The sequence below is a fragment of the Methylobacterium symbioticum genome (assembly GCF_902141845.1).
GTDB lineage: Bacteria > Pseudomonadota > Alphaproteobacteria > Rhizobiales > Beijerinckiaceae > Methylobacterium > Methylobacterium symbioticum.
Window position 1 is genome coordinate 58,969 of record NZ_CABFPH010000002.1, and the last position, 25,974, is coordinate 84,942.

The window sequence follows — 25,974 nt, forward strand, 5'->3', positions numbered from 1 at the left end:
GAAAAGCGTTTCCGGCGTGGTCAAGGTATTCTTGCGGTGGAATTTCGGGGCTGCGGTATGCTGCCCGCCCGCCTCCGGGGGACCGCGCCGCGGCGGCATCGCCTCAGCGATTCTGCCCCGGCACCCAGAGCACGTCGTCGGCCCCGTTGGCGTTGGCGGCCCGGCTCGCCACGAACAGGAGGTCCGACAGCCGGTTGAGGTATTGCAGCGCCTCCGCCGACACCGTCTCGGTGGCGGCGAGCTCGACGGCGAGGCGCTCCGCCCGGCGGCTCACCGTGCGCGCGAGGTGGAGATACGCGGCAGCCGGCGTACCACCGGGCAACACGAAGGACTTGATCGGCGGAATCGCCGCGTTCAGCGCATCGATATCCCGTTCCAGCCGCGTGACCTGGCCCGCGACGACGCGCAGGGGCTCGTAAGGCAACGGCTCGGCGCTCGGCGGCGTGGCAAGGTCAGCGCCGAGGTCGAACAGGTCATTCTGGATCCGGCCGAGCATCGCGTCGAGCGCGCCCGTCGTGTGCAACCGGGCGAGGCCGATCGCTGCGTTGGCCTCGTCCACCGTGCCGTAGGCCTCAACGCGCAGATCCGCCTTCGAGCGGCGCTGGCCGTCTGCGAGCGCGGTCGTGCCCTTATCGCCAGTGCGCGTGTAAATCCGGTTGAGCTTGACCACGGTGCTCTCCGAACGACGTCAGAACGTGTAGCCGATCTTGCCGCCGTAATTCGTCAGGCCGCGGTTGTTGGCGCACAGGCCGGCATTCGACATGTGCTCGACGGTGGCCATGATGCTCCAATGCTCGGTGATGCGGAAGCCGAGGGCGGCCGCCTCGCGGAAGAGCGGGCTGCAGCCGAGCGTGTTGAAGCCGTAGGGCGTGCCCGCCTTCGGGCCGGTATAGCCGTCATGCGCCGCGGCCCCGAAGAAGCCGTCGAGGAAGAGGCGCCGGTTGAAGGTCTCGGGGAAGAGGTCCACCGTCCAGGTCGCGCCGATATAGGCGTAGCTGGTGCGGCCGCCGGTGTTGTAGCTGCCGCCCACCGTCGGACGAGGCACGAAGGCTTGCCAGAACGGATCCGCGCTCACCACCGGCTTGGCGAACAGGATCTCGCCGTTGACGTTCTCCTTGGCGAAGCCCCGGGCCTTGCCCTCGGCGCTGCCCGGATCCTGGATCGCGCCGCCGATGCGCAGCTCGGAGACGATGCTCAGCGGCTGGGCCGGGGCGACGTAGACGGGCGCGGGCGGCGGCGCAGCGCCGAGATCCGCCGCCAGGACGGGCGAGACCGCGGCGAGCGCGGTGGCGCCGGCGAGTAGGCTACGGATCTTGGGCATGCGGGGACCGTCCGGTTGAGCCGGCCATGTCTAGCACGCCGCGGTTGCGGCAACCCCGAGCGAGGGCCCAAATCATCCGTTGAATGATGGAATGCGCCGGACTGCGGCGCTCCGGTCACACCGGTGCCGGGCAAGGCCGGCTTGACTGCCGCATCACACCGAGTCCGCGATCGGCCGTGTAGATGCTTGGGACATTGCTGGATTTTAGCATTCGGCAGCCCCGCACGGATCCGGCCGAGCGGGTGCCTAAGAAAAGTCCTCAGCTCCGTCGCAACGGAACAGATCTCCGAGGCCGTGTGGTGATCCGCTGTCTTTCGCCGAATCAAGTTCTGCTTCGTTTAAGGGACGCTCTAAGCGGTGCGCCACCAGACAACGCCCATGATGATCAGGATGGCGATGAATTGCAGCAGCACGCGCAGGCGCATGAGCTTCTGAGAGAGATTCGCGCTGCCGCCGCGCAACATATTCGCGAGGCCGAGAAGCAGGACCACCGCGACGGCGAGGCAGGCGACAAGGACGAGGGTGTTTGCGGACATCGGGTTCGCGTTCTATCGGGGCCGAAGCCTGGGCTCATATCAGTTGCGGCGCAGGAGCCGCTCGAAATAATCCAGCTCCTCGCGCGGACGGGTCGGGTCGCCGAGCTTGCGCCGCAGCTCCTCCATGATCCGCCGCGCTCGCTGCACCGCCGATTCGTCGGCGCCCGGCACCTTCACGCGTCCGTCCGACATGTCCCGCCCACGGGTGGGACGACCGAGCGGATCGTCGTCGCGGGAGCCCGCCTGCCCCTGCTGGCCGGGTTGCTGACCCTCGGGCTGCTCGCCCTGGCCCTCCCCTTCGGCCATCTGCTGCATCTGCTGCTGCATCCCCTCGGCACCGCGCTTCAGCCCATCGAGAGCGCGCCCCTGGGCATCCACGGCGTCGCCCTCGCGACCCTGGCGCAGGGCGCCCTCCGCCTCGCGCATGGCCTCCTCGGCATCGGCGAGTCCCTCCTCGCCCTTCATGCCGTTCTCCTTCATGCGGCGCTGCAGATCCTCCAGGCGCTGGCGCAGGGCCTGCTGGCGCTCGCCGACACCGCCCTGCCCCTGTTGCTGCTGGCCGCGCTGCCCCTCGCGGCCCTGCTGACCCTGGCCGCCCTGTTGCCCCTGCTGGCCCTGTTGCCCAGGCTGCTGTCCCTGCTCGGCCCCCTTCTGCCCGCGGTTCGAGGGGCGCTGTCCGCGCTGTCCCTGCTCGGCATTGCGCCGATCCTGGCCCTCCTTGAAGGTCTCGTCGCGCAGGCCCTGCTGCTCGCGCGACATCTGGTCGAGCTCCTGCATCTGCTTGCGCATCTCGCGGGCGGTCGGGTCGGACTTGCCGCCTTGTTCCGCGGTCTGGAGGTTCTCCAGGATATTGCGGAGCTGGTCCATCAGGCGCTGCGCCTCGGCCGTGTCGCCGCGCTTCATCGCCTCGGCCATATCCTGGAGCATCTTGTCGAGATCCTCCGGAGTCACGCTCTTCGACTGGCCGTTGCGCTCGCTCTGCTGCTGTTGCTGGCGCGGCTCGCGGCCCTGGCGCTCGGCCATCTCCTTCAGGAACTTGTCGAGCGCCTGCTTGAGATCCTGCGTCAGGCGCTTGATCTCGTCGTCGGGCGCGTTGCGCTCGATCGCCTCCTTGAGGCGGTCCTGTGCCTGCCGCAGCTGCTTCTCGGCGTCGGAGAGATCGCCGTCCTCGATCTTGAGGGCCATCTCCCAGAGCAGGTCGGCCACCTCGGTGAGGTCGGCATCCGTCTCGGCGCGGCGCAGGCGGCGGCCCGCCGTCTTCAGGCCGAGGAAGATGCTCGGCTGCGGCGTGAAGGTCTCGGGCGCGATCAGCAGGGCGTCGAGGGCGGTCTGCACGCGGCGGCGGCTCTCGTCCGGCGCCGTCATCAGGCGGCGGCGCTCCTCCGCGAGCGCTCGGGCGAGCGGGTCGCGGAACGGCCGCGCCGGCAGCACCATCTCGACCGGAGCGGAGCGGGCCTCCTGGCCGGCCTCGTCCTTCACGAGCAGGCTGAAGCGCACCTTCGCCCCCGACCAGGGATTGTCAGTCAGGTCGACCAGAGTCTTCGCATCGGACTCGCCGCTGGTGTCCGGCGGCAATGCGAGGCCGATCCGCGGCGGTGGGACGAGGCTGCGCCCGGTGCCGACCGGCTCGACGATGCCCTCGGCCGAGGCAAGGCCGTAATCGTCGCGGGCGCGGTAGGTCAGGTTGAACGTGCCGCGTCCGTTCGTCTCCGGCAGGCCGACGCTGCGGATCTCGGGCGGCGAGTCGGGGATGGTCTCGACGGTGAGGCGCCTCGTGCCGGCGGGCGTCGCCACGGTGAGGTCCGCGTGCGGGCCGAGGACCTGAAAGCGCTCCTCGCGTAGGTCCGGTCGGCCCTCCTTGCCGGGCTCGGGCTTCAGCCCGGCATTCGGCGTCAGCGCCGTCTGAGCGGCACCACTGTTCTCGCCCGCGATGCGCACGACAAGGCGCGAATTCACGGGCGCGCGCAGCCGCTGTTCGGGCTCCGACAGGGTGACGAGAAGCGGCGGCGTGCGGGTGTAGAGCGGCGGATCGATCCAGCCGTCGATGCGGTAGTTCGGGCCGGGCGCCGGCGGGTGCCGCCAGTCGAAGGCGCTGCCGATCCGCTCGCGCCACTCGGTGCCGGCGACAAACAGGCTCGCCACGGCGGCGACGACAAGGGCCGCGCGCAGGGCGAAGGGATCGTGCCGCGGCATGCCTGGGCGTGGCAGGCCGACCCGCAGGCGGTCGACGGCCTCGGCGGCGCGGCGCTGGTGGAGGGCCCAGAGGGCGCGGGCCGCCGGGTCAGCGAGACCGACGGCGAGCTGGTCCTCGGCCGTAGAGGCCGGCCCATGCCGCAGGGTTGGATCGCGCGCGGCCGCGTCGCGGTCGAGCCGGGACAGGGCCTCGCGTCGATCCGGGCGGGCGAGGCGCAGCAGCGGCAGTAGCGATACGGCGAGGGCGAGGACGAAGGCGCCAACGCCCGCCATGCGCCATTCCGGGCCGACCTCCAGCCAGAGGCCGAGCCAGGAGAGTGCGGCGAAGAGCAGGAGGAGTCCGAGGCCGCGCCAGAGCAGCGGCCAGGCCCGCTCCCACAATCCGGCCGCGCGCGCCTGCGCCACCAGCCGGTCGAGCCGCGCCGTCACCGCGGATCCCGCCGCGCGGGCGGGATGGGAGGGTTCGCTGCCCACGCCGTCGTCGTCCCGCCGCTCCGAAACCGAATGGCGCAAGGCCTGTGCCGCCGAAAGGGCGGCCCGTCAGGCTAGCATGGTGGCCGGCAGGGGCCAGCGGGTCAAATCCGCCCAGGGCGAGCTTGCTCTCCCCCTCTGTGGGAAAGGGAGCGCGCGATATCACGCGTGCGAGGCGATGAAGTTGCGCACCTGCGGATAGATCTGCGTCTCCCAGCGCTTGCCCGAGAACACGCCGTAATGGCCGACCCCGGCTTGCAGGTGGTGGCTCTTCATGTGCGGGGCGAGGCCCGTGCAGAGGTCGTGCGCCGCCATGGTCTGGCCGACCGAGCATATGTCGTCGCGCTCGCCCTCGACGGTCATCAGCGCCGTGCGCCGGATCGCCCGCGTGTCGATCGGCTCGCCGCGATGGGTGAGTTCGTTTTTGGCCAGGGTGTAGTCCTGGAACACGGTCTTGACCGTCTCGATGTAGAACTCCGCCGCGAGGTCGAGGACGGCGAAATACTCGTCGTAGAAATTCTCGATCACAGCGGCCTTCTCGGTCTCGCCGTTGGCCATGTGCCAGAACAGGTCCGCATGGCCCTGCATGTGGCGCTTCATGTTCATCGACATGAAGGCCGAGACCTGCACGAAGCCGGGATAGACCCTGCGCCCCGCGCCCTTGTGACGCCGGGGCACGGTGGCGAGGAGGTTGCGCTCGAACCACTCGATCGGCTTCGAGGTGGCGAGCTCGTTGACCACCGTCGGGTTGACGCGGCAATCGACCGGCCCCGCCATCAGCGTGAGGCTGCGGGGCGCGGCGGGATCCTTGGTCTGCGCCATCCACGCGGCGGCGGCGAGCGCCTGCACGGCGGGCTGACAGACCGCCAGCATATGCGCGCCCTCGCCGATCACGCCCATGAACTGCACGAGATGGTCGACGTAATCGTCGAAGCCGAAGCGGCCCGCCGAGAGCGGCACGTCGCGGGCGTTGTGCCAATCGGTGATGTAGACGTCGTGATCCGGCAGCAGCGCCCGCACGGTGCCGCGCAGCAGGGTTGCGAAGTGGCCTGAGAGCGGCGCCACCACGAGCAGCTTCGGCTGGGGCGTGTCCACGTCCTTGCGGAAGCGAAGCAGCGTGCCGAAGGGCGTGGCGTAGACCGGCTCCTCGGTGACCGGCACCTCGCGGTTCCCGACCGTGACGACGCCGATATTGAAGCTCGGCCGGGCGAAGGTGAGGCCCGCCCGCATCATCATGCGGGCGCCGGCGGACCACCAGGTCAGCGGCTCGCCGAGCGCGGTCCAGGGGGAGACTGCGTCGTTGATCAGCCGGCCCCAGAAGCGGGTCTGGTCGGCGATATCGGCCTGGGCCTGGAACGCGTCGTACATCATGGGACGGTCCGTCGCGTGAGGCCGTCGCGCCGCACCGGCGGACAGGGTTGCTGGGGACGGCGTGAACGCCGCTTTGGGCTGCATCAACATGGTCAAGGCAGGTTAGTTCGGCGACTCCGCACCGCAACTGCAAAAAATTAGAAACACCGTTGATTGTGGCTTTCGCGCACCGGACTTTTAGGGGGTGCGCACGGGAACGGAACGCCTGGAAGGCGAGACGGTATGGGAGGATCGGCCTCCCATCGTGCGGCTCGGCTTCGAGAAATTTCCCGCGCCTGAACCGTGTGTGGATCGCGGGCAACGATACCGCGGATTCCAAACTGAATCGGGTCCCGGCTTCGGTCCGTGTTCGGCGAGCGGGACATGCGTCGGATACCGGCGACGATTCGACGAATCAAATTCAATCAAAGATTGAGTTTCTTATAATCACTCGCGTCTGGGGATAGGGCTGCCATGCCTCCGTCGATGCGCCGAGCGCGCTTGCCACCGGGCTGGGGGGCATGCTCAATCCGCGCCGATGATCGATGGAGCCGCAACCGTCCCGCAGCAGACGAAGCGCTATGCCGCCAAGCGGGACGCGATCCTCGACGCCGCGGTCGGGCATTTCAATGCGCGCGGGATCCGTGGAACCTCGCTGAACGACGTGGCCGGCAGCGTCGGGCTCGTGACGAACAGCATCACCTACTATTACCGCCGCAAGGAGGATCTCGCGGCGGCCTGCTATCTGCGCACGCTGCGCTGGCACCAGGGACTGCTCGACCGCGTCGAGCCCCTGGCCGACCCGCAGGCGCGGCTTCGCGCCTTCCTCGACGCCTATTTCGCCGATCTGGCCGCCATCGGGACGGGCGGACAGCGGCCCCAGGTTCGGCTCACGGACCTGCGCGCCCTGCCGAGCCCTCAGAGCGAGGCGGTGTTCACAGCCTATAACGACCTGTTCCGGCGGGCGCGCGGGTTGTTCGTGCCGGAGGAGGCCGTGCCGGGGCTCGACCGGGCGGGACGCAGCGCCCGCGCCCATCTCATGCTCTCGATCATCCACACTGCGCGGGCCTGGATCGACCGCTACGAGCCGCAGGATTTCGGGCGCGTCAGCGCCCGCATCGCCGATCTGCTGCTCCGGGGCCTCTCCGGGCCGGGGAGCCGCTGGGCCGAGGCCGAGCCGCCGCTCGCCGAGATCCTCACCGGTCCGACCGAGCCATTCCTGCGGGCAGCGACCGCCCTCATCAACGAGGAGGGCTACCGCGGCGCCTCGGTGGAGAAGATCTCCGCCCGGCTCAGCGTGACCAAGGGCTCGTTCTACCACCACAACGACAACAAGGACGACCTCGTCGCCAGTTGCTTCGCGCGCACCTTCGACATCCTGCGCCGCGAGCAGGACGCGGCGGAGGCGCGCGGCGGCAGCGGCTGGACGCGGCTGACCGGCTGCGCCCGCGCTCTAGTGCGCCACCAGTTCTCGGAGACCGGGCCCCTGCTCCGCTGCGCCGCCGTCGGCGCCCTGCCAGAGGCGCTGCGTGCCGAGGTGCCCTCGACCCTGGCCCGCCTATGGGAGCGCCTCGCCTTCCCGATCGGCGACGGAATCGCGGACGGCTCGATCCGGCCGGTCGATTCCTCGATCGCCGCCCAGGTGGTGAGTAGCATGATCGACTCGGCCTCCGACCTCGACCGCTGGTGCCCCGGCGTCGAGGCCGAGGCGGCCGCGGATCTCCTGGCCCGGCCGCTCTTCCTCGGGATCTTCTCGGACGCTTAGAGCCGTTCCCGATCGCGTTGCAATCGGGAACGGCTCCAGACTCTTGTTTCGACGCCCTCTCTTGCGCCGAACCATTGTCCACTTCGGCGGAGTGCGCTCGAGGCTACCGCTCCGTCAGCTTCATCTCGATGCGGCGGTTGCGGGCATAGGCGTCCTCGCTCGTGCCCGCGTCGAGTGGCTGGAACTCTCCGAAGGCGCCGGCGAGGAGGTGTTGGGGCGGGATGCCCTTGCCGACGAGATACTGCACCACCGCAATGGCGCGTGCCGCCGAGAGCGCCCAGTTGGAGGGGAACTGGGCGCTGCCGATCGGGCGGGCGTCCGTATGCCCGTCCACCCGCAGCACCCAGGGCAGGTCCGAGGGAATCTGCTTGGCGAGTTCGCCGACCGCCGCAGCGATCCGGTCGAGCTCCGGCGCAGCCTCCGGCTTCAGCGCGGCAGAGCCGCCGGGAAACAGCACCTCGGATTGCAGCACGAAACGGTCGCCGACGACGCGGATATCGGAGCGCGAGCCCAGGATCTGGCGCAGGCGGCCGAAGAAGTCGGAGCGGTAGCGGGCGAGTTCCTGCACCTTCTGGGCGAGCGCCACGTTCAGGCGGCTACCGAGATCGGCGATGCGGGCCTGCGATTCTCGGTCGCGCTGCTCGGAGGCGGCCAGCGCATCCTCGAGGGCGGCGAGCTGCCGGCGCATGGCGGCGATCTGCTCGTTCAGCAGATCGACCTGGCTCAGCGCCCGCTTGGTGGCGCCGCGTTCGGCCTGGAGCTGGCGGTCGAGCTCGCTCGCTTGGCCCTGCTGGGCGGCGCTGCCGGCGGCCTCGGCCCGGATGCGGTCGCGCTCGGTCTCGATCGCGGTGAGCGACGAGCGCAGGGAATCGATCGTCGCCGAATCCGTGCGGCGGTTCGAGCGCTCCAGGGCGAGGAGGTCGGTGAGGTCGGCGATCTGGCGATTCAGGCGCGCCAGCATTGTGTCGCGCCCCGACAGTTCCTGCGAGAGGAAGAACTGGCCGACGACGAAGACCGTCATAAGGAAGACGACCGAGAGCAGGAGCGTCGCCAGGGCGTCGACATAACCCGGCCAGACGTTGAGCCCGCGCTCGCGCCGGGCCACCCGCGAGGCCATCTCAGACCCGCTCCCGGCCAAGCCGGTCCAGGGCCTGCTTCAGGTCCCGCTCGCGGCTCGCCTGCGCCTCAACCCAGTCGCGGATCATCTGCTGCTCGGCCCGCATGTGCTGGACGAGCCCCTGGATACCCTCCGCGAGGTTGGCCATCGCCTGGGTGGCGGCGCGGCCGTTCGCGCCGTCCGCGATCACTGCGGTGAGACGGTCCACCGCCTCCTGCAGCTCGCGCGCCGAGGCCGGCGATCCGGCCGCGACCGGTGCCGCCGCACCGCTTTCCATGCCCGAGACCAGCCAGTCCTCCAGCTCGTTGTGGAAGCGGGCATGGGCTTGGCCCGCCTGCAGGTCCAGGAAGCCCACGACGAGGGAGCTGGCGAGGCCGAAGAGCGAAGCCGAGAAGGCGAGGCCGATTCCCGACAGCGGCACCGCGAGCCCGCTCTTCAGCTCGTCGAACATCACCGCCGCGTCGCCGCCACCGCGCATGGAGCGGATCACCGAGCCCACCGCCGACAGCGTGTCGATCAGGCCCCAGAAGGTGCCGAGCAGGCCGAGCAGGATGAGAATGCCGGCGATGTAGCGCAGGATATCACGGCCCTCGTCGAGGCGCGCGGCCACCGTGTCGAGGAAGGCGCGGGTGCCGGGCAGGGTCGCCCCCCTCGCCCGCGCCTCGACCGCTGGGGCGAGCGGGCGCAGCAGGCTCGGCGCGTCCTTGGCGACCTCGCCGGTGGCGGCCGCATTCACGTAGGCCGCCTCGCGGTAGAGCCGGATCACCTGCCCGAAGGCGATCAGCACGGCGATGAGCAGGACGCCGAGGATCAGGCCGTTGAGGCCCGGATTGGCCAGGAAGGCTGGCGTGATCTGCTTGAACAGAAGGAAGGCCAGGAACCCGACCAGGACGAGGAAAACCAGCATCCGGACGAGGAAGATGCCGGGCTTGCCCACCGGTCTCGTGCGGGGCGGGGACGCGGGAGGGGCGGCCATCGGTCGCGACTCACTGACTGGCGTGGCATTCCACGGGACCGACAGCCCGAGACGGGCATGCCGCGGCGGTTCCGGCGGCACTGTGGCGGCAGGCTCGGCCCCGATCAAGTCGCGCGCGCTACGCGCGGCGGGATGGCGGCGTGCAGGCACGTCCCGACGGGCCGGTGCGGCGAAGCACCCGCTAGCCCGCAGGCGCGGTCGATCGCTGCCGGATGATGCGGCCGAGGATGCCGCCGAGCTGATCCGCCGAATACGGCTTGTGCAGCAACGCGATGCCACGCGGCCCCTCCTGAGCCAGCACGTGGCTGTAACCGGAGGCGAGCACCACCGGGAGGTGCGGCAGGCGGTGTTGCAGAGCCTTCGCCAGGGCGATGCCGCCCATGCCGGGCATCACCACGTCGGAGAAGACCGCGGCGAAGCCGGACCCGTCCGGACCGAGCGTCTCCAGGGCCTCCTCGGCATTCATCACCCAGGTCGTCCGGTAGCCAAGATCCTCCAGGATCTGCGTGGCGAAGCGGCCGACCTCGATGTTGTCCTCCACCACCAGCACACACTGGCCGTGACCCATCGGGAAGCCGTCGCTCTTCAGCTCTTCGACCGGCTTCGGATCCGTCTCGGCTGCGATCTCCGGCAGATAGAGGGTGAAGGTCGTGCCTTGCCCCTGCACGCTTGCCACATCGACGTCGCCGCCCGACTGCTTGGCGAAGCCGAAGACCTGCGACAGGCCGAGTCCGGTGCCTTTGCCGACCTCCTTCGTCGTGAAGAATGGCTCGAAGATGCGCCCGAACACGTCGGGCGCAATGCCGCTGCCCGTGTCGGTGAGCGACACGGCCGCGAAGGGGCCGGCCGCACCGCCATGGCCCCTGATCGGCGGCAGCATGGCGGAGCCGATCAAGCGCAGCGTGAGCGTTCCACCGCCATCCATCGCGTCGCGGGCATTCACCGCCATGTTCACGAGTGCGGTCTCGAACTGGCTGATATCCGCCTTCACGAAGCAGGGCGTGTCCAGGCCGTCCGTCACCACCCGGATGCGGGCGCCTGTGACCGTATCGAGCATGTCGGCCACCGAACGGAGCACGGGCCCGACTTCGAATACCTCGGGTTTGAGCGTCTGCCGCCGCGCGAAGGCGAGGAGCTGGCCGGTGAGCTTGGCGGCGCGATCGACCGTCTCGGAGACCGCGTCCACGTAGCGGGTGCGCCGCGCCTCTGGCAGGTCGGGCCGGCGCAGGAAGTCGACGGACGAGCGGATGATGGTGAGCAGATTGTTGAAGTCGTGGGCGACGCCGCCGGTGAGCTGGCCCACCGCCTCCAGTTTCTGCGACTGACGCAACGTTTCCTGAGCCTCCCGAAGCTCGGTCTCAGCGCGCAGCCGCGCGCTGATATCGTGCGCCTGATGGAAGGCACCGATGATCTCCCCCGCCTCGTTGCGCAGCGGTGTGTAGGTGATCTCCCAGCAGGGCTGCCCGAATTCCGGTCGGCCGAAGACAACCTCGGCCGTGTAGGTTTCGCCACTCAACGCCCGACGCATGTTCGCACGCATGATGACGGCCTGATCCGGAATGAGCAGGTCCGGGAAGACGTCACCGATCTCGGTATAGAAGCCGTTCACCCGAAAGAATTCGTCATTGTGGGCTTTGTTGAAGGCGATGAGACGATAATCGTGGTCGAAGGCACAGATCGGAGCGACGTGAGACTGGATGATGTTTTCGTAGAGCCGCAGCGCCTCCCGACTCGACGCCACGCGCTGGTTGGCATCGAGATGGAAGCCGATCAGGTCCGCGAACATCTGGAACAGGCCGATGATGGCGGGCGTGTTCAAAACGGCCGGCTTCGGGTCGATGGCGCAGAGCGTCCCGAAGAACGTGCCGTCCGGCAGCTTGATCGGCATCGAGATGTAGCTCTGGAAGCCGTACTGCGCCGGGGTCGGATGCCCGCAAAAGGCCGGATCCGCGGCGACGTGGTCGATCACCACGGCCGTTCCGCTCTGGCGGATCTCGTTGCAGATCGTCGTCCTGATCTCCAGCTCGTCGCCGGGTCGGAGACCGAAGGCGATGTCGTCCCTGACCTGGCAGGCGACCCAGCGGTCCTCGGTGACGCGGGCGATCGCGGCAAAGCCCATGCCGGTGGTGCGGCAGACGACATCCAGGATCGTCGGTACGGACGGGATGCTCTGGACGGCGAGACAATCGATTCGGAAGTCGTGGGGAGCCGACAAGTCGCGTCCGGGCATACTCATCGCGCGGACGATGACGGCGCTCCCGTAGCGCAGATGCGCTCCAACGGTAGGCTTGAGGCGAACGTGACAACGGCGATGCGTGTCGACTTGCTGGACATGACTGGACCCTGCCACGCTCGAGACGGACGGTCAAAGATTCCTAACATCCGGCTTTGACGGCGACGCGGCCGTCGCGATCGGATGTGTCGTTCGGCCAGTCGAGGCGCCGGATCCGGACCGGAAGCACTCCGATCATCCCGGATTCTCAATCCCGACGGCCTATCTGTCTCGGCGGCCTCGCCAGCGGCGCAGATGCCGCGAACGGTCGTTTTGCCCTCGTCGCACGGCGGCGCCGGGCCGCGGCCGGCGCCCCCCTTCCGGGCGGGATCGAGATCTGACGCTAATCCCAATGCCGTGGCCAAGTCTCCTCCAGATGCGGACCGAGCCGCACCGGCCACACGCCGGTCGCCAACCCGTCCGGCCCCGTCTCGACGGCGAGCCCGCACAGGGTGCCCTCCCCCGTGGCCACCTCCCAGCGCGAGCCCGGCGTCTTCTGGATGAAGCGGCGCACCGGCTCCTCCTTCTGCATGCCGAGCACAGAATCGTAGTCGCCGCACATGCCGGCATCCGAGAGATAGGCGGTGCCGCCCGGCAGGATACGGTGGTCGGCGGTGGGGGAATGGGTGTGGGTGCCGACGACGAGGCTCACCCGGCCATCGAGGAAATGGGCGAGCGCCTGCTTCTCGCTCGTCGCCTCGGCGTGCATGTCGACGATGACTGCGTCCGCGGCCTCGCCGAGCGGACAGGCGGAGACCTGCCGGTCGGCCGCGGTGAAGGGATCGTCGAGGGCGTCCATGAAGACGCGGCCCATGACGTTGACGATGAGGACGCGGGCGCCTGCAGCCGTCTCCACGATGCAGGCGCCGCGGCCCGGCGTGCCGGCCGGGTAGTTCGCCGGCCGGATCAGCTTCGGCTGCCGCTCGATGAAGACGAGCGCCTCGCGCTGATCGAAGCTGTGGTTGCCGAGTGTCACCGCGTCGGCGCCGGCCTGGATGAGCTCGTCGCAGATCGCCTCGGTGATACCGAAGCCGTGCGCCGCGTTCTCGCCGTTGATCACCACGCAATCGAGCCGCCAGCGCTCACGCAAGCCGGGAAGGTGCTCGCCGACCACCTGACGGCCGGGACGCCCGACGACGTCGCCAAGGAAGAGAAGACGCATGCTGGACCGCGACCGCGTGGGAAGAGAGGCTCTGGAAGGTTAGGCGCGTTCGCGCGCGAGCGGAACCGGCCCGTCCTCGGTCACCACATGGTCGAGCGGCCGGTCGTGCGGCTCGGCCGGCACGGCATCCACCTCCTGGCAGGCGAAGGCGATGCCCACCGTGAGGACGGGCGCGAGCCGGGTGATCGCGCCGTCGTAGTAGCCGCGTCCGTAGCCGATGCGCTGCCCGCTGCGGTCGAAGGCCGCGAGCGGCACGATCAGCGCGTCGGGATCGAGGGCAGGCAGGTCGGCATGCGGCTCGCTGAGCCCAAAAGAGCCCGGCACCAGGGCCTCGCCCGCCCGCCACTCGCGAAAGACGAGGCCGGACGGCGTTACCTGCGGCAGCACCACGCGCTGGCCGCGGGCGAACAGCCCCTCGGCGATCGGGCGTGGATCGATCTCGCTGCGGATCGGCCAGAAGGCGCCGACGAGCCGGGCGCCGGCGAGCGCCTCCATCGCGAGCACGCTGCGGGCCACCGCGAGCGAGCCGGCCTGGCGCGCCTCCGGCGAGAGGGCGTCGCGCCGCGAGAGGGCGTCCCGGCGGAGGGCGGCCTTCTCGGCCGATGAAGGAGGGTGCGGAGCCACGTGAGCCGTTGGAGGATCGATCCCGGGAAACCTACAGCGTAGGTGGGCGCCGTGTTGGCCAAGTCCACGGACGAGGCCAGGAACAGCTCCCGGGGGAGTCGATAAGGCCCCGGGGAAAGTGCTCCTGACGAACTCTGCAGCCCCGCCGCCCTCATGTAGCGACAGGGCGGGCCCCGCGCCAGGGGGCACCCGGCGGTTGTTTCCTTCGGAGCAGCGTTTCGCTAACACCCGCCGGGAACACCCGCACGGATTTGAGGAGCCCTCGGCGCCGGACGTCGCGGGCGGCGCGCACCGGGACATCATGACAGCACAGACCAGCGCCGCCGAGGCGGCGACCGAGATCGCGCCCCTGCCGCAGGCCCGGCTGATCCTCGCCTCGGCCTCGCCGCGCCGCCTCGCCCTGCTCCAGCAGATCGGCATCGAGCCGGACGCGCTGCTGCCGGCCAATATCGACGAGAGCCCGCGCAAGGCCGAGGCGCCGCGCGACCTCGCCCGGCGGCTCGCTCGCGAAAAGCTCGCTGCGGCCGAGGCCGCGATGCACCGCTCCGAGACCGTGCCCGCATGGCTGATCGCCGCCGACACGGTGGTCGCGGTGGGCCGGCGCGTTCTGCCCAAGGCCGAGACGCCCGACGAGGCGGCCGATTGCTTGCGCCTCCTCTCGGGGCGTCAGCACCGCGTCTTCACCACGGTCTGCCTGCTGACGCCGCGCGGCGGCCGGCGGGAGCGCGTGGTCGAGAGCCGGGTGCGCTTCAAGCGGCTCTCCGGCCGCGAGATCGAGGCCTATCTCGGATCGGGCGAGTGGCGGGGCAAGGCCGGAGGCTACGCGATCCAGGGGTTGGCCGCAGCCTTCGTGGTGAAGCTCGTCGGTTCGCACAGCGCGGTGGTCGGCCTGCCGCTCTACGAGACGATGAGCCTACTCGAGGGCGAGGGCTTCCCGGTGCGCGCCCGCTGGGGAGCGATGGCGTGAGCGCGGCGCGCAAGGCCACAGCGAAGACCGCGCCCTGCCCGATTTGCGGCAAGCCGGCGGTCCCGTCCCTCGCGCCGTTCTGCTCGGAACGCTGCGCCGACATCGATCTCGGCCGCTGGCTCAGCGACCGTTACGTCATCCCCGGCGAGGATGACGGCGAACCGAGCCTGTCCGAGCCCGAATCCGACCCGACGAAGAAATCGTGACGGGAGGCTTCGGAGAGACTGGACAGCGCCGTTTCCGCTCTCTATACCCCCGCCATCCGACGCCGCCCTGCGGCGCGGATGTCGCCCAGGTAGCTCAGTTGGTAGAGCATGCGACTGAAAATCGCAGTGTCGGTGGTTCGATTCCGCCCCTGGGCACCACAGCCTTTCTAGGCTCCATACTTTCCAATCATTTAAAAACCGAATTTGTCCCACCGGACGGTATCTCCGTTGAAGTGGGACACGCTACGATCCCCACCGGATCAAGCCGGATCAGGTGCAAGGCGCCGCCGGCGAGGATCGTCTGCCGCGCCTTCCGGGTGTAGACCGCAGCCTGCTTTGGATTGCGCCAGCCGTAGATTGCCATCAGCTGCAACTCCGTCGCGCCGCTCTCGGCGGCGAGGGTCGCCCCGGCCTTCCGCAAGGCATGCGCGTCGCAGTCGATGAGCCCGGCCTCTTCGCACCGTTTCCGGAACCAGTTGCCGAACCCATTGGCCGTGAACGGCCGACCGAACTGCCTGATCAGGAAGGCAAGCTCCGTCTCGTGGACAGCCGGGCGCGCGGGCATCGTGTCAATCGCCGCCTGCAGGACCGGCAGGACCTGCAGGTCGAGCGTGACCGGGGCGCGGTTCCGATTCGTGTGTTGCGTGTAGCGGAGCCAGCCGGCCGGGATATGCTGACGCCCGAGGGCGACCACGTCGGAGCGCCGGCAGCCGGTGAACAGCAGCAGGGCGAGGGCAAGGTAGCCCTTGGTTCCGGGCGGGTGCCGGGCGATGAACTGCGTAACCTCGTCCAGGCTCCAGGTGTGGAAGCCGTCGGTGCACCCCTGGAGATAAGGCACGTCGCGCGCCGGATTGGTCTCCGTCAGTGCGGCCGAGTTCCCGCCGGCGCGGCGGGATTGGCCTCCGAGGCGCGCCCGGCCAAGGTCTTCGTCCGCGAGGGCTCCCCCAAATGGGACGCCTGGGCCGAACACCACCGCCGCCTCAGCTGGCCGATGCCGACGCCCGTCCGCTTCGACAGCCAGCGCGCCGAGGGCTGGTGATTCGCGAGCGCCTTGCCCCGGCAGGCGTGCCGGCGTGAGAGGGAACTCGTTGTTCCCAGATCGTCCGCCAGGGCGAAGCGCTCCGGGAAACGCCGGTCCGACCGGCTGATACAGCGTCCGTGAAGTCTGAAAGCGGGCCTCCTCCTGCCCAACCGTGTCGTCGGCAGCCACGATGCGAAGCCGGTCAGGACCCACAAGCGGGTCAAGCTTGGGATGATGGCGGCCTGGTCGGCCGGACGGCGCCCTCGGCGCGGCGCCGACAGGACGCTGGAGGCCTCGTCCGCTCGAAGCGCCCTCGACTGGCCGGGGTTGTTCCTGCGCCGGCAGATCCGAGGACTGCCGAGGCGCAGCGCTACCTGTTCGATTGGATCTGAGCGCAGACCGAGGGCGAAGGCTTCAGCGATCCCTGCCCCCGCCGCGGCTGGAAGCGCCGCTCCGCCCTCAACCTCATCACCTGGGCCATCGACATCATCGTCGACGGGCTTGGTGGCGACGAGAGGAGCGGAGAGCGCGCCTGCCTGCGGTCCTCTCTTGGCACGTGCACAACCACAGCGAGACCCGAAGCAGGTTGCCGATCTGGTTCAGAGTGAAACGCGATCACAGGCCGAGGGGGACGGGACCGTGGCACGCCGGCGCAAGACACCATCCGTGACGCTCGCCACTGTGCGGGTACTGTCCGAGATCCCGACGCAGACGCTGAGCCGGGACATGGATCCGACACCCAAACGCCTGATGCCGGCGGGATACCCGGTCGCGATGCAGCTCGGGACGGGCCACGTCTAGATCATCGGGCCCAAGTGCTTCAGCCCGATCGGCTGCACGCCCGCGGGCAGCTCGACCCGGTGCAGGGCCGACGCAACGGCGAGCTGTTCGAGGCCGGGCAGAAGCTGCGCCACCACCACTACCTCGCGGGTCTGTCGGGCTTTCCCGCGAACGACCTGAGCCGGACCGGGCCGAGCGACCGGGCGACGCGCCGCCGATTACCGAGACGATGGAGCGCAACCAGCGTGCGCTGCGGGCTGCGGAATGGGCCCTGGACCCCGACGCATGGCAGGTTGTGCGGGCCATCGTCATTCTCAAGCAGGGGCTCTGGGAGGCCGGCGGCGCGGTGGGCTTCGGCAACCGCATGGCCGCGGCGGCAGTGGCGCTCGACAGGCTGCGCCGCGGACTTGGTGGGCTCGCCGAACTGTGGGGCTTCACCGTGCCACAGCGGCCTGTGACGCCAACCGAGGCGCCGGTGAGCGGTGCATTACGAGTGGCGGACAAGGTGGCAAACGTCAGCTAGCTTGGCATGACGTTACGTGGTGGGTCCGCTATCACGCGGCACTGCCGGGATTGCGCTTTCGCCATGTCCTGACCCATTGCGGATGTTCCACCGCCCGCCTCGGGAGGTCCGCTTCAAATTCTGGAGCAGACATAGCGCCGAAGAGGTCTCACCAACCCGAACGCGCTTGTTGATCTCCTTTGCGCTGTTCCACAGCCGGACCTGAAGTCCCGCCTGTAATCAAGCAGATGCAATGCCAGGTCACCTCCGAGAGGAAGCGGTCTCATTCACGTTTGACTATGGCTGGAGACAGCCATCGGGACCAGCATTCGTGGCCGCGGCGCCCAGAAGAGCTGTTTTTCGCACAGGATCGCCGACTTGCCTAGCTTCGGAGCTCCACGACGCGCTTGCGGCTGTGGACATTTATCTCTTCCGGCCGTGAGCGAGAAGCCTGCGCACGGCCCGTCCAAAGACTGCGATTGAGGCTGCTCATAGGCCGCAAGGAATCTTTACGCTGGCTGACAGCCTTGGCAGGTCAATCCGCGTCATGACCGTCACTACTCTGCTCAGGGTCGTTCAGCAATACGCCTAACATCTCGATCAGGTCCGTCGCGCGGTAGGGCTTCTGTAGCAACTCGAAACCATTTGTATCCTGATTTTCCTGTAGGTATCCGGAAGCCAGCAGAATTGGTATCTGCGGCCATTTCTGGCGAATGGTGTGCCCCAATTCGATACCAGTCATCGCGCCCGGCATGTTCACGTCGCTGAAGACGAGGGCGACGTTCGGCTCTTTCTCAAGTATGCGCATGGCCTCGCTACCATCATGCGCGCTGAGGACTTTGAAGGCGAGCGACTCGAAGGTAGAGGTGACGGTATAGCGGACGTCGGCATCGTCCTCGACGACGAGAACGGCACGGCCTGCACCGTCCACGGCACCCGTCGTTTCAACTCTCGCAGCTTGGTCGACCGTCTCCGAGGCAGAGCCCTGCTTGGCGAGCGCGGGCAAGCTGATGACGAAGCGGGTGCCCTGGCCGGGGCTGCTGTCGACCGTGATGATGCCCCCGCTCTGCTGCACGAAGCCGTAGACCATGCTGAGGCCGAGGCCGGTGCCTTTGCCAACCTCTTTCGTCGTGAAGAAAGGCTCGAACACTCGAGCGAGGACAGCGGGCGACATGCCCCTGCCGGTGTCAACGATCGAGATCTCTACGAAGCGAGTGCCCTCACGGCCGTCCTGTTCAGGGGGGGCGCGGCGCTGTATGCGGATGTCCAGCCTGCCTCCGTTCGGCATCGCGTCCCGCGCATTGACGGCGAGGTTGATGATCGCAGCCTCGAACTGAGCGTGATCGACGCAGACGTCCGGCAGTTCCTCCGCCAAGTCCGTGGAAATCGTGATCCGCTCGCCGAGCGTACGCTCGAGCAGCTTGACCAGACCCGGCATGAAGGAGGTGAACTCCAGGGCCCTGGGCTGCAGGGGAGAACGCCGGGAGAAAGCCAGTAGACGGCTGGTGAGTTCGGCGCAGCGATGCGCCCCCTCGATGGCGCTCTCGAGACGGCGGAGGACCCTTTCATCGCTCTGCAGTGATCCTTTCACGAGGTCGAGGTTGCCGATCACGATGCTCAGCATGTTGTTGAAGTCGTGCGCGATGCCGCCGGTCAGGCGGCCGACCGCTTCGAGCTTCGAGGCGTGCTGCAGGCTGAGTTCGAGCTCCTTCCGCTCGGTGACATCGAACCACATTCCTAAGAGTTCGGCGGCCGTGTCACCCTCGCCGCGGCGCACCACAACCTGATCGAGGATGTGCCGATCCGCCCCGTCGGCGTTGCGCCAGCGATATTCCAGCGCCACCGCACCCACTTCCGATACGCTGCGTAGCTCCGCGAACACGCGGTCGGTGTCATCGGGATCGAGGCGGGATTCCCAGAGATTCGCGGTCGCGAAAGCTTCGCGCGAGAAGCCGGTGATACGTTCGATGCTGTCATTCGTGAAGTGAAGCCGTCGGTTTTCCTCGCCGAGCGGGGCGGTGTAGAGCGCGATCGGCAGACTGCGCAGCACCGCGGCTTGGTGCTCCTCGCGCCTGCGAAGGGCCTGCTCGGCCTCCAGCTTCTCGCCGCGCACGCGCAGGTTTTCAAGCAGGAGCCGCTTCTCGGCCGCCGCCTTGTGCTTGATCTCCTCGGTCTTCCGGTAAAGATCGACGAAAACCTCAACTTTCGACTTGAGGACGAGGGGCTGGATGGGTTTGAAGACATAGTCGACCGCTCCCGCGGAGTAGCCGCGGAAGACGTGCATGTCGTCCTTGTTGTGCGCCGTCAGGAACAGGATCGGAACGCGGGAGCTGCGCGAGCGGCTGCGGATCATAGCGGCGACCTCGTAGCCGTCGATGCGCGGCATCTGGACGTCGAGCAGGATGAGAGCGAAGTCCTCCCGCAGCGTCCGGCGCAGAGCCTCCTCCGGCGAGGCCGCCAGGACGAGATCGAGCGCCGGGTCGGCGAGGATCTCGGAGGCGGCGAGCAGATTGCGCCGGTCATCGTCGACGATCAGGATCTTCGCCCTGACCGGAGGCAGCTCCGGGAACGCGGCCTCCGACCCGTCTCCAGCGTTCGCGCCCATTGAAGGGGATGCCTCCGGTCGCCCGATCACTGTGCCGTGCGCGCCGATTCGTGCGCACCCTCCCTGACCGCTGCGCCGTTCCCTGTCCCGCTGCGCCGCTCCAGCTGGACCCGGAGCACGGCCAGCAACTGGTCCATGTCAATCGGCTTCGAGACGTAATCGGAGGCACCGGCCTCAAGGCATTTCTCGCGGTCGCCCTTCATCGCCTTCGCGGTGACCGCGATGAGCGGCAGGCTCCGGAAGGCGGTCCTGGCCCGGATCTCCCGGATCATCTCGTAGCCGTCCATCCCCGGCATCATGATATCGATCAACATCGCATCGATGATCGGGTTCGCTTCGAGGAGCGCGATGCCGTCCCGGCCGTTCTCTGCGAACAGCACCTCGAGTCCGTGCTGCTCCAGCGCGCTCGTCAGCGAGAAGATGTTGCGGAGGTCGTCGTCTACGAGGATGACCCGGCATCCCTGTAGGCATGCTGGGTCCGTGCGCTCGATCAGGATCTGATCATCGACGGGGACGCGGCTGATGGCTCGGTGCAGGAAGAGCGCGGTCTCGTCGAGGAGCCGCTCGGACGAGCGCGTGTCCTTCAGGATGATGGTCGATGCGGTCTGCCTGAGGTGCTGTTCCTCGGCACCGGTCAGCTCGCGGCCTGTGTAGACGATGATCGGCAGCTCCTCCCCGTCCTGCGAGGCACGGATCCGCTCGATCAGCTCGGAACCGCCGAGATCGGGCAGACCGAGATCGACGATCGCGCAGTCGAACCGCCCGCCGGTCAGGGCTTCGAGGGCCGCCGAGGCGGTGCCGACCGCGAAGATCTTCACGTCCTCCTCGCTCAGGAGCGCCGACATGCTGGCGCGCTGGTTCTCGTCATCCTCGACGAGCAGGAGGTTTCGCACCGGTCGTGTAATGAACTCCCTCGAGCGCTCCAGGGCCCGCAATAGGCCTTCGCGCTCGACCGGCTTCTCGAGGAACCCGAACGCGCCCGCGCGCAGTCCGCGCTTCTTCTCGTCGTTGACGGAAATGACGTGGATCGGGATGTGCCGAGTGCGCGGATCGTTCTTGAGGAGGTCGAGGAGCGCCCAGCCGTCCATGTCTGGTAGCCCGATGTCGAGGGTGATGGCGTGCGGCTTGAACCGGTGGGCGAGGCTCAGCGCTCCGGCACCATCCTGCGCGATGAGGCCTTTGAACCCGCGCTCGCGCGCGAGCTCCAGGAGGACCGAGGCGAACATTGCGTCGTCCTCGACGATTAGCACGATGTAGTCGCCCGTATGGATGGCATGGCGGTCGTCCGCTGAGGCGGAGAGCGCCATCGCTCCGCTCGGCTGGCGTCCGATCACCGCGGATGTTCCGCTCCACTCCGGCATCTCCGGAGCCCGACCCGCGCCGGTATTCGCCGGCGGCACGAAGGGCAGGAACAGCGTGAAGGTGCTGCCCGCGCCGACGCGGCTCTCCACTACGATCTCGCCGCCCAGAAGGCGCGCTATCTCCCGGCTGATCGCGAGGCCGAGGCCCGTGCCGCCGTACTTGCGGCTCGTGGTCCCGTCGGCCTGTTGGAACGCCTCGAAGATGATGCGCTGCTTGTCCTCGGCGATGCCGATCCCAGTGTCGGTGACCGACAGGGCCATCCACTGGCTTCCCGCTCGCAGCGGTGTGCCCTCGGCCGAGCCGATCTTGAGGGAGACGCTACCCGTCTCGGTGAACTTGAAGGCGTTGGAGAGCAGGTTACGCAGGACCTGCTGCAGACGCTTCGAATCGGTTCGCACCGATCGCGGCAAACCCGGCTCGACCGCGATCTCGAAGGCGAGATGCCGCTCCTCGGCGAGCTGCCGGAAGGTCCTGTTGAGGTTCTCCACGAGGTCCTGCAGCGCGACGTCGCCGATCTCGAGCGACACGGTGCCGGACTCGATCTTCGAAAGATCGAGGATGTCGTTGATTAGCGACAGGAGGTCCGTTCCGGCCGCGTTGATCGTCTTGGCGAATTCCCGCTGCTTGTCCGTGAGGTTGCCGTCCCGGTTCTCGGAGAGGAGTTTTGAGAGGATCAGCAGGCTATTGAGCGGCGTGCGCAGCTCGTGGCTCATATTGGCAAGGAACTGGGATTTGTAGCGCGAGGTCAGGGTCAGCTGCTCGGCCTTCTCCTCCAGCGCCGTCTTGGCGACGGAGACCTCGCGGTTCTTGCCCTCGACTTCTCGCTTCTGGATCTCCAGCAGGCGCGCCTTCTCCTCCAGCTCCTCATTGGTCTGCTGCAGGCGCTCGCGCTGGTTCTTGAGCAGGTCCTCGGATTGCTGGAGCGAGGCGGCCTGAAGCTCCAGCCGGTCGTTGGTCTTCTTCAGTTCCTCCTGGCGGCTCTGCAGCTCGCCCGTGAGCAACTGGGACTGCTTGAGGAGCCCCTCGGTGCGCATGTTCGCCGCGATCGTGTTGAGCACGATGCCGATCGACTCGGTGAGCTGGTCGAGGAAGGATTGGTGCGTCTCGCTGAACCGGTTGAACGAGGCGAGCTCGATGACCGCGCGCACCTCCTGCTCGAAAAGGACCGGCAGCACGATGATGTTGAGTGGCGCCGCCTCGCCGAGCGCCGAGCCGATGGTGACGTAGTCGCCCGGCACGTTGGTGAGCAAGATGCGCTTCTTTTCATAGGCGCATTGCCCGACGAGACCCTGCCGCATCCGATAGCGGTTCGAGAGGTTCTTGCGCTCGGTGAAGGCGTAGCTCGCTACGAGGTCGAGCACCGGCTCGCCCGCATCGTCCTCGACCATGTAGAACACGCCGCGCTGGGCGCTCACCAGTGGAGCGATCTCGGACAGGATCATGTTCGAGACGGTGGCGAGGTCGCGCTCGCCCTGCAGCATGCGGGTGAACTTGGCGAGGTTGGTCTTCAGCCAGTCCTGTTCGGCGTTCTTCAGCGTCGTGTCCCGCAGATTGCGGATCATCTCGTTGATGGTGTCCTTCAGCGCCGCGACCTCGCCCGAGGCCTCGACCGCAATCGAGCGCGCGAGGTCGCCCTTAGTCACGGCGGTCGCGACCTCCGCGATGGCGCGAACCTGGGTCGTGAGGTTTGCGGCCAGCTGGTTCACGTTGTCGGTCAGGTCGCGCCAGAGGCCGGCCGCGCCCGGCACCCGCGCCTGGCCGCCGAGCTTGCCCTCGACGCCCACCTCGCGAGCGACGTTCGTCACCTGATCGGCGAAAGTCGCGAGCGTTTCGATCATCTCGTTGACGGTGTTGGCGAGCGCGGCGATCTCGCCCTTGGCGTCGACCGAGAGCTTACGCTTGAGATCGCCCTGCGCCACCGCCGTCACGACGCTGGCGATGCCCCGCACCTGACCGGTGAGGTTGGCCGCCATCATGTTCACGTTGTCGGTAAGATCTTTCCAGGTCCCGCCGACGCCCTTCACCTGGGCCTGGCCGCCGAGCTTGCCTTCCGTGCCGACCTCGCGGGCGACGCGCGTCACCTCGGAGGCGAAGGAGTTGAGCTGATCTACCATGGTGTTGATGGTGGACTTCAGCTCCAGAATCTCGCCGCGCACGTCGACGGTGATCTTCTTCGACAGGTCGCCGTTGGCCACCGCTGTGGTGACCTCGGCGATGTTGCGGACCTGACCGGTGAGGTTGGCCGCCATCATGTTCACGTTGTCGGTGAGGTCCTTCCAGGTCCCGCCGACCCCGCGTACCTGGGCTTGGCCACCGAGCTTGCCCTCGATGCCGACCTCGCGGGCGACGCGTGTCACCTCCGACGCGAAGGAGTTGAGCTGGTCCACCATGGTGTTGATGGTGGATTTTAGTTCCAGGATCTCGCCCTCGACCGCGACCGTGATCTTCTTCGATAGGTCGCCGTTGGCCACCGCTGTGGTCACCTCGGCGATGTTGCGCACTTGACCGGTGAGGTTGGCCGCCATCATGTTCACGTTGTCGGTGAGGCCCTTCCAGACGCCGCCGACACCCTTCACCTCGGCCTGGCCGCCGAGCTTGCCTTCCGTGCCAACCTCGCGGGCGACGCGGGTCACCTCGGAGGCGAAGGAGTTGAGCTGATCTACCATGGTGTTGATGGTGGACTTCAGCTCCAGAATCTCGCCGCGCACGTCGACGGTGATCTTCTTTGACAGGTCGCCGTTGGCCACCGCGGTCGTCACGTCCGCGATGTTGCGCACCTGACCGGTGAGGTTCTCGGCCATGAGATTCACGTTGTTGGTCAGGTCTGCCCAGGTTCCGGCCACCCCCTCGACACGAGCCTGACCGCCGAGCTTACCCTCCGACCCGACCTCCTTGGCGACGCGGGTCACCTCGGAGGCGAAGGAGTTGAGCTGATCTACCATGGTGTTGATGGTGTTCTTCAGCTCCAGGATCTCGCCCTTCACGTCGACGGTGATCTTCTTCGACAAATCGCCGTTGGCCACCGCGGTCGTCACGTCCGCGATGTTGCGCACCTGACCGGTGAGGTTCTCGGCCATGAGATTCACGTTGTCGGTGAGGTCCGCCCAGGTCCCTGCCACGCCCTTTACCTGGGCCTGGCCGCCGAGCTTGCCTTCCGAACCCACCTCGCGGGCGACGCGCGTGACTTCAGAGGCGAAGGAGTTGAGCTGATCCACCATGGTGTTGATGGTGTTCTTCAGCTCCAGGATCTCGCCCTTCACGTCGACGGTGATCTTCTTCGAGAGATCGCCGTTGGCCACCGCGGTCGTCACGTCCGCAATGTTGCGGACCTGACCGGTGAGGTTGGCCGCCATCATGTTCACGTTGTCGGTCAGGTCCTTCCAGGTCCCGCCGACGCCCTCTACCTGGGCCTGGCCGCCGAGCTTGCCTTCCGTGCCGACCTCGCGGGCGACGCGCGTCACCTCGGAGGCGAAGGAGTTCAGCTGGTCGACCATCGTGTTGATTGTGAGCTTGAGGGCGAGGATCTCGCCCTTCACGTCGACGGTGATCTTCTTCGAGAGATCGCCGCGCGCCACCGCCGTCGTGACCTCGGCGATGTTGCGCACCTGACCGGTGAGGTTCTCGGCCATCATGTTCACGTTGTCGGTGAGGTCCTTCCAGACGCCACCAACACCCTTTACCTGGGCCTGCCCCCCGAGCTTGCCCTCCGTGCCCACCTCCTTGGCGACGCGGGTCACCTCGGAGGCGAAGGAGTTCAGTTGGTCGACCATCGTATTAAAGGTGGATTTCAGGTCTAGGATTTCGCCCTTGACGTCGACGGTGATCTTCTTGGAGAGATCGCCGTTGGCGACCGCCGTCGTGACCTCGGCGATGTTGCGCACCTGACCGGTGAGGTTGGCCGCCATTAGGTTCACGTTGTCGGTGAGATCCTTCCAGGTCCCGCCCACGCCTTTAACCTGGGCCTGACCGCCGAGCTTGCCCTCCGACCCCACCTCCCGGGCGACACGCGTCACCTCGGAGGCGAAAGAGTTGAGCTGATCCACCATCGTGTTCACGACCTTGCCGATCCGCAGGAACTCGCCCCGGAGCGGACGGCCCTCGATCTCAATCTGCATGGTCTGGCCGAGATCGCCCTTGGCGACGGCGCCGATGACCCGGGCAACCTCGGTGGTCGGCTGCACCAGGTCTCCGATCATCGAGTTGACCGAGTCCACGCACTCGACCCAACCGCCAGTTGCCGCGGGAAGCTTGCCGCGCTCGCCGATCCGGCCGTCCTTGCCGACGGCGCGCGCCACGCGGTCAAGCTCCTTGGCAAGCCCCTGATTTAGCTCGGCGATGTCGTTGAAGGCCTCGGCGATCTCACCATCGATTCCGGTCAGGTCAAGCGGCAAGCGGACGGAGAAGTCCCCTCTGCGAAATGCCCGAAGGCTCTTGAGCAGAAGCTTCGGTTCGAGCTGGGAGGACACTGGCGTCATGTGGACACACCTGCGGACGGGAAGGTCCGCCTGTCTGCGAGCAACTCAGCTGTCGGCACAGTGTCATTGGCTGACGCGGCGTGAGGCTGATCGTTGGCCCGCTGAGAGGCGGCAACCGACGCTCGTACGGGCACGTCTCGCGAGGCGCAAGCTCAACCGAGGGTAGTAGCGGAATACCATCTCGAAGCATCGGCGTCGCCCTGCTACGCTGTGCCCGCTTTCCCCGATCCTCGCAGGTTGATCCACCCCGATCGCGGTGATGGTTCCTG

At 67.8% G+C, this 25,974-nt stretch carries 18 protein-coding genes, 1 tRNA gene and 1 other RNA gene; 6 read left to right on the forward strand and 14 right to left on the reverse strand.

Translation table 11 applies throughout. The features are described 5' to 3' along the window. Positions 1-103: 103 nt before the first annotated feature. The 5 genes from MET9862_RS01160 to MET9862_RS01180 all read right to left on the reverse strand — a co-directional run bounded on the left by MET9862_RS01160 (position 104) and on the right by MET9862_RS01180 (position 5,892). Positions 104-670, reverse strand: a complete 567-nt coding sequence (locus MET9862_RS01160) for a cob(I)yrinic acid a,c-diamide adenosyltransferase (protein WP_142581280.1) — start codon at positions 668-670, stop codon at positions 104-106. A gap of 18 nt (positions 671-688) precedes the next feature. Continuing rightward, positions 689-1,321, reverse strand: a complete 633-nt coding sequence (locus tag MET9862_RS01165) for an acyloxyacyl hydrolase (protein ID WP_142581281.1) — start codon at positions 1,319-1,321, stop codon at positions 689-691. 350 nt (positions 1,322-1,671) lie between these two features. Next, positions 1,672-1,857 carry a twin transmembrane helix small protein gene (locus tag MET9862_RS01170; protein ID WP_142581282.1) on the reverse strand — a complete coding sequence of 62 codons (186 nt, stop codon included), beginning with the start codon at positions 1,855-1,857 and terminating at the stop codon, positions 1,672-1,674. Positions 1,858-1,896: 39 nt separating this feature from the next. Then, the gene (locus MET9862_RS01175; RefSeq protein ID WP_142581283.1) at positions 1,897-4,524 is read right to left on the reverse strand and encodes a TIGR02302 family protein; all 2,628 of its coding nucleotides are present in this window, start codon (positions 4,522-4,524) and stop codon (positions 1,897-1,899) included. A 159-nt stretch (positions 4,525-4,683) separates the two neighbouring features. Continuing rightward, the gene (locus tag MET9862_RS01180) at positions 4,684-5,892 is read right to left on the reverse strand and encodes a polyhydroxyalkanoate depolymerase (protein WP_142581284.1); all 1,209 of its coding nucleotides are present in this window, start codon (positions 5,890-5,892) and stop codon (positions 4,684-4,686) included. A gap of 517 nt (positions 5,893-6,409) precedes the next feature. Here MET9862_RS01180 and MET9862_RS01185 point away from each other — a divergent pair. Then, positions 6,410-7,636, forward strand: a complete 1,227-nt coding sequence (locus MET9862_RS01185) for a TetR/AcrR family transcriptional regulator (protein ID WP_142581285.1) — start codon at positions 6,410-6,412, stop codon at positions 7,634-7,636. 103 nt (positions 7,637-7,739) lie between these two features. Here MET9862_RS01185 and MET9862_RS01190 read toward each other — a convergent pair whose 3' ends face one another. The 6 genes from MET9862_RS01190 to ssrS form a co-directional block, all read right to left on the reverse strand. Continuing rightward, on the reverse strand, positions 7,740-8,753 hold the full coding sequence (locus MET9862_RS01190) for a peptidoglycan -binding protein (protein WP_142581286.1): 1,014 nt from the start codon (positions 8,751-8,753) through the stop codon (positions 7,740-7,742). 1 nt (position 8,754) lies between these two features. Further along, positions 8,755-9,729, reverse strand: a complete 975-nt coding sequence (locus MET9862_RS01195) for a MotA/TolQ/ExbB proton channel family protein (RefSeq protein WP_142581287.1) — start codon at positions 9,727-9,729, stop codon at positions 8,755-8,757. A gap of 181 nt (positions 9,730-9,910) precedes the next feature. Continuing rightward, a complete protein-coding gene (locus MET9862_RS01200; RefSeq protein WP_142581288.1) occupies positions 9,911-11,965 on the reverse strand; it encodes an ATP-binding protein in 2,055 nt (684 codons plus the stop codon). Between the two features lie 379 nt (positions 11,966-12,344). Further along, positions 12,345-13,163 (reverse strand): TIGR00282 family metallophosphoesterase, encoded by an 819-nt coding sequence (locus tag MET9862_RS01205; protein ID WP_142581289.1) that lies wholly within the window; start codon positions 13,161-13,163, stop codon positions 12,345-12,347. Positions 13,164-13,202: 39 nt separating this feature from the next. After that, positions 13,203-13,787, reverse strand: a complete 585-nt coding sequence (locus tag MET9862_RS01210) for a 5-formyltetrahydrofolate cyclo-ligase (protein ID WP_142581290.1) — start codon at positions 13,785-13,787, stop codon at positions 13,203-13,205. Continuing rightward, positions 13,777-13,933, reverse strand: a non-coding RNA gene (gene ssrS / locus MET9862_RS01215) — 6S RNA. Before ssrS ends, MET9862_RS01210 begins: the two co-directional genes overlap by 11 nt. A gap of 155 nt (positions 13,934-14,088) precedes the next feature. Here ssrS and MET9862_RS01220 point away from each other — a divergent pair. From MET9862_RS01220 to MET9862_RS01230, 3 genes are all read left to right on the forward strand, one after another. Beyond that, positions 14,089-14,754: a Maf-like protein gene (locus MET9862_RS01220; RefSeq protein WP_142581291.1), complete on the forward strand. Its 666-nt coding sequence runs from the start codon at positions 14,089-14,091 to the stop codon at positions 14,752-14,754. Continuing rightward, a complete protein-coding gene (locus MET9862_RS01225; protein ID WP_142581292.1) occupies positions 14,751-14,960 on the forward strand; it encodes a DNA gyrase inhibitor YacG in 210 nt (69 codons plus the stop codon). Before MET9862_RS01220 ends, MET9862_RS01225 begins: the two co-directional genes overlap by 4 nt. 83 nt (positions 14,961-15,043) lie before the next feature. Then, positions 15,044-15,119 (forward strand) — tRNA-Phe (locus tag MET9862_RS01230). A 28-nt stretch (positions 15,120-15,147) separates the two neighbouring features. On the opposite strand, the gene MET9862_RS01235 is transcribed toward MET9862_RS01230, so the two are convergent. Further along, on the reverse strand, positions 15,148-16,170 hold the full coding sequence (locus MET9862_RS01235) for a tyrosine-type recombinase/integrase (RefSeq protein ID WP_210248079.1): 1,023 nt from the start codon (positions 16,168-16,170) through the stop codon (positions 15,148-15,150). Positions 16,171-16,647: 477 nt separating this feature from the next. Between MET9862_RS01235 and MET9862_RS30390 the strand changes: the two genes are divergently transcribed. Further along, a complete protein-coding gene (locus MET9862_RS30390) occupies positions 16,648-16,782 on the forward strand; it encodes a hypothetical protein (protein WP_280178944.1) in 135 nt (44 codons plus the stop codon). 208 nt (positions 16,783-16,990) lie between these two features. Continuing rightward, positions 16,991-17,284: a hypothetical protein gene (locus MET9862_RS01240; RefSeq protein WP_142581294.1), complete on the forward strand. Its 294-nt coding sequence runs from the start codon at positions 16,991-16,993 to the stop codon at positions 17,282-17,284. A 514-nt stretch (positions 17,285-17,798) separates the two neighbouring features. Here the strand turns inward: MET9862_RS01240 and MET9862_RS01245 are convergent. Both MET9862_RS01245 and MET9862_RS01250 read right to left on the reverse strand, forming a co-directional pair. Further along, complete coding sequence (locus MET9862_RS01245) at positions 17,799-19,868, reverse strand: response regulator (protein ID WP_142581295.1); 2,070 nt, start codon at positions 19,866-19,868, stop codon at positions 17,799-17,801. A 26-nt stretch (positions 19,869-19,894) separates the two neighbouring features. Beyond that, entirely contained in the window at positions 19,895-25,705 is a 5,811-nt protein-coding gene (locus MET9862_RS01250) for a HAMP domain-containing protein (RefSeq protein ID WP_244612512.1), read from the reverse strand. Positions 25,706-25,974 lie beyond the last annotated feature (269 nt).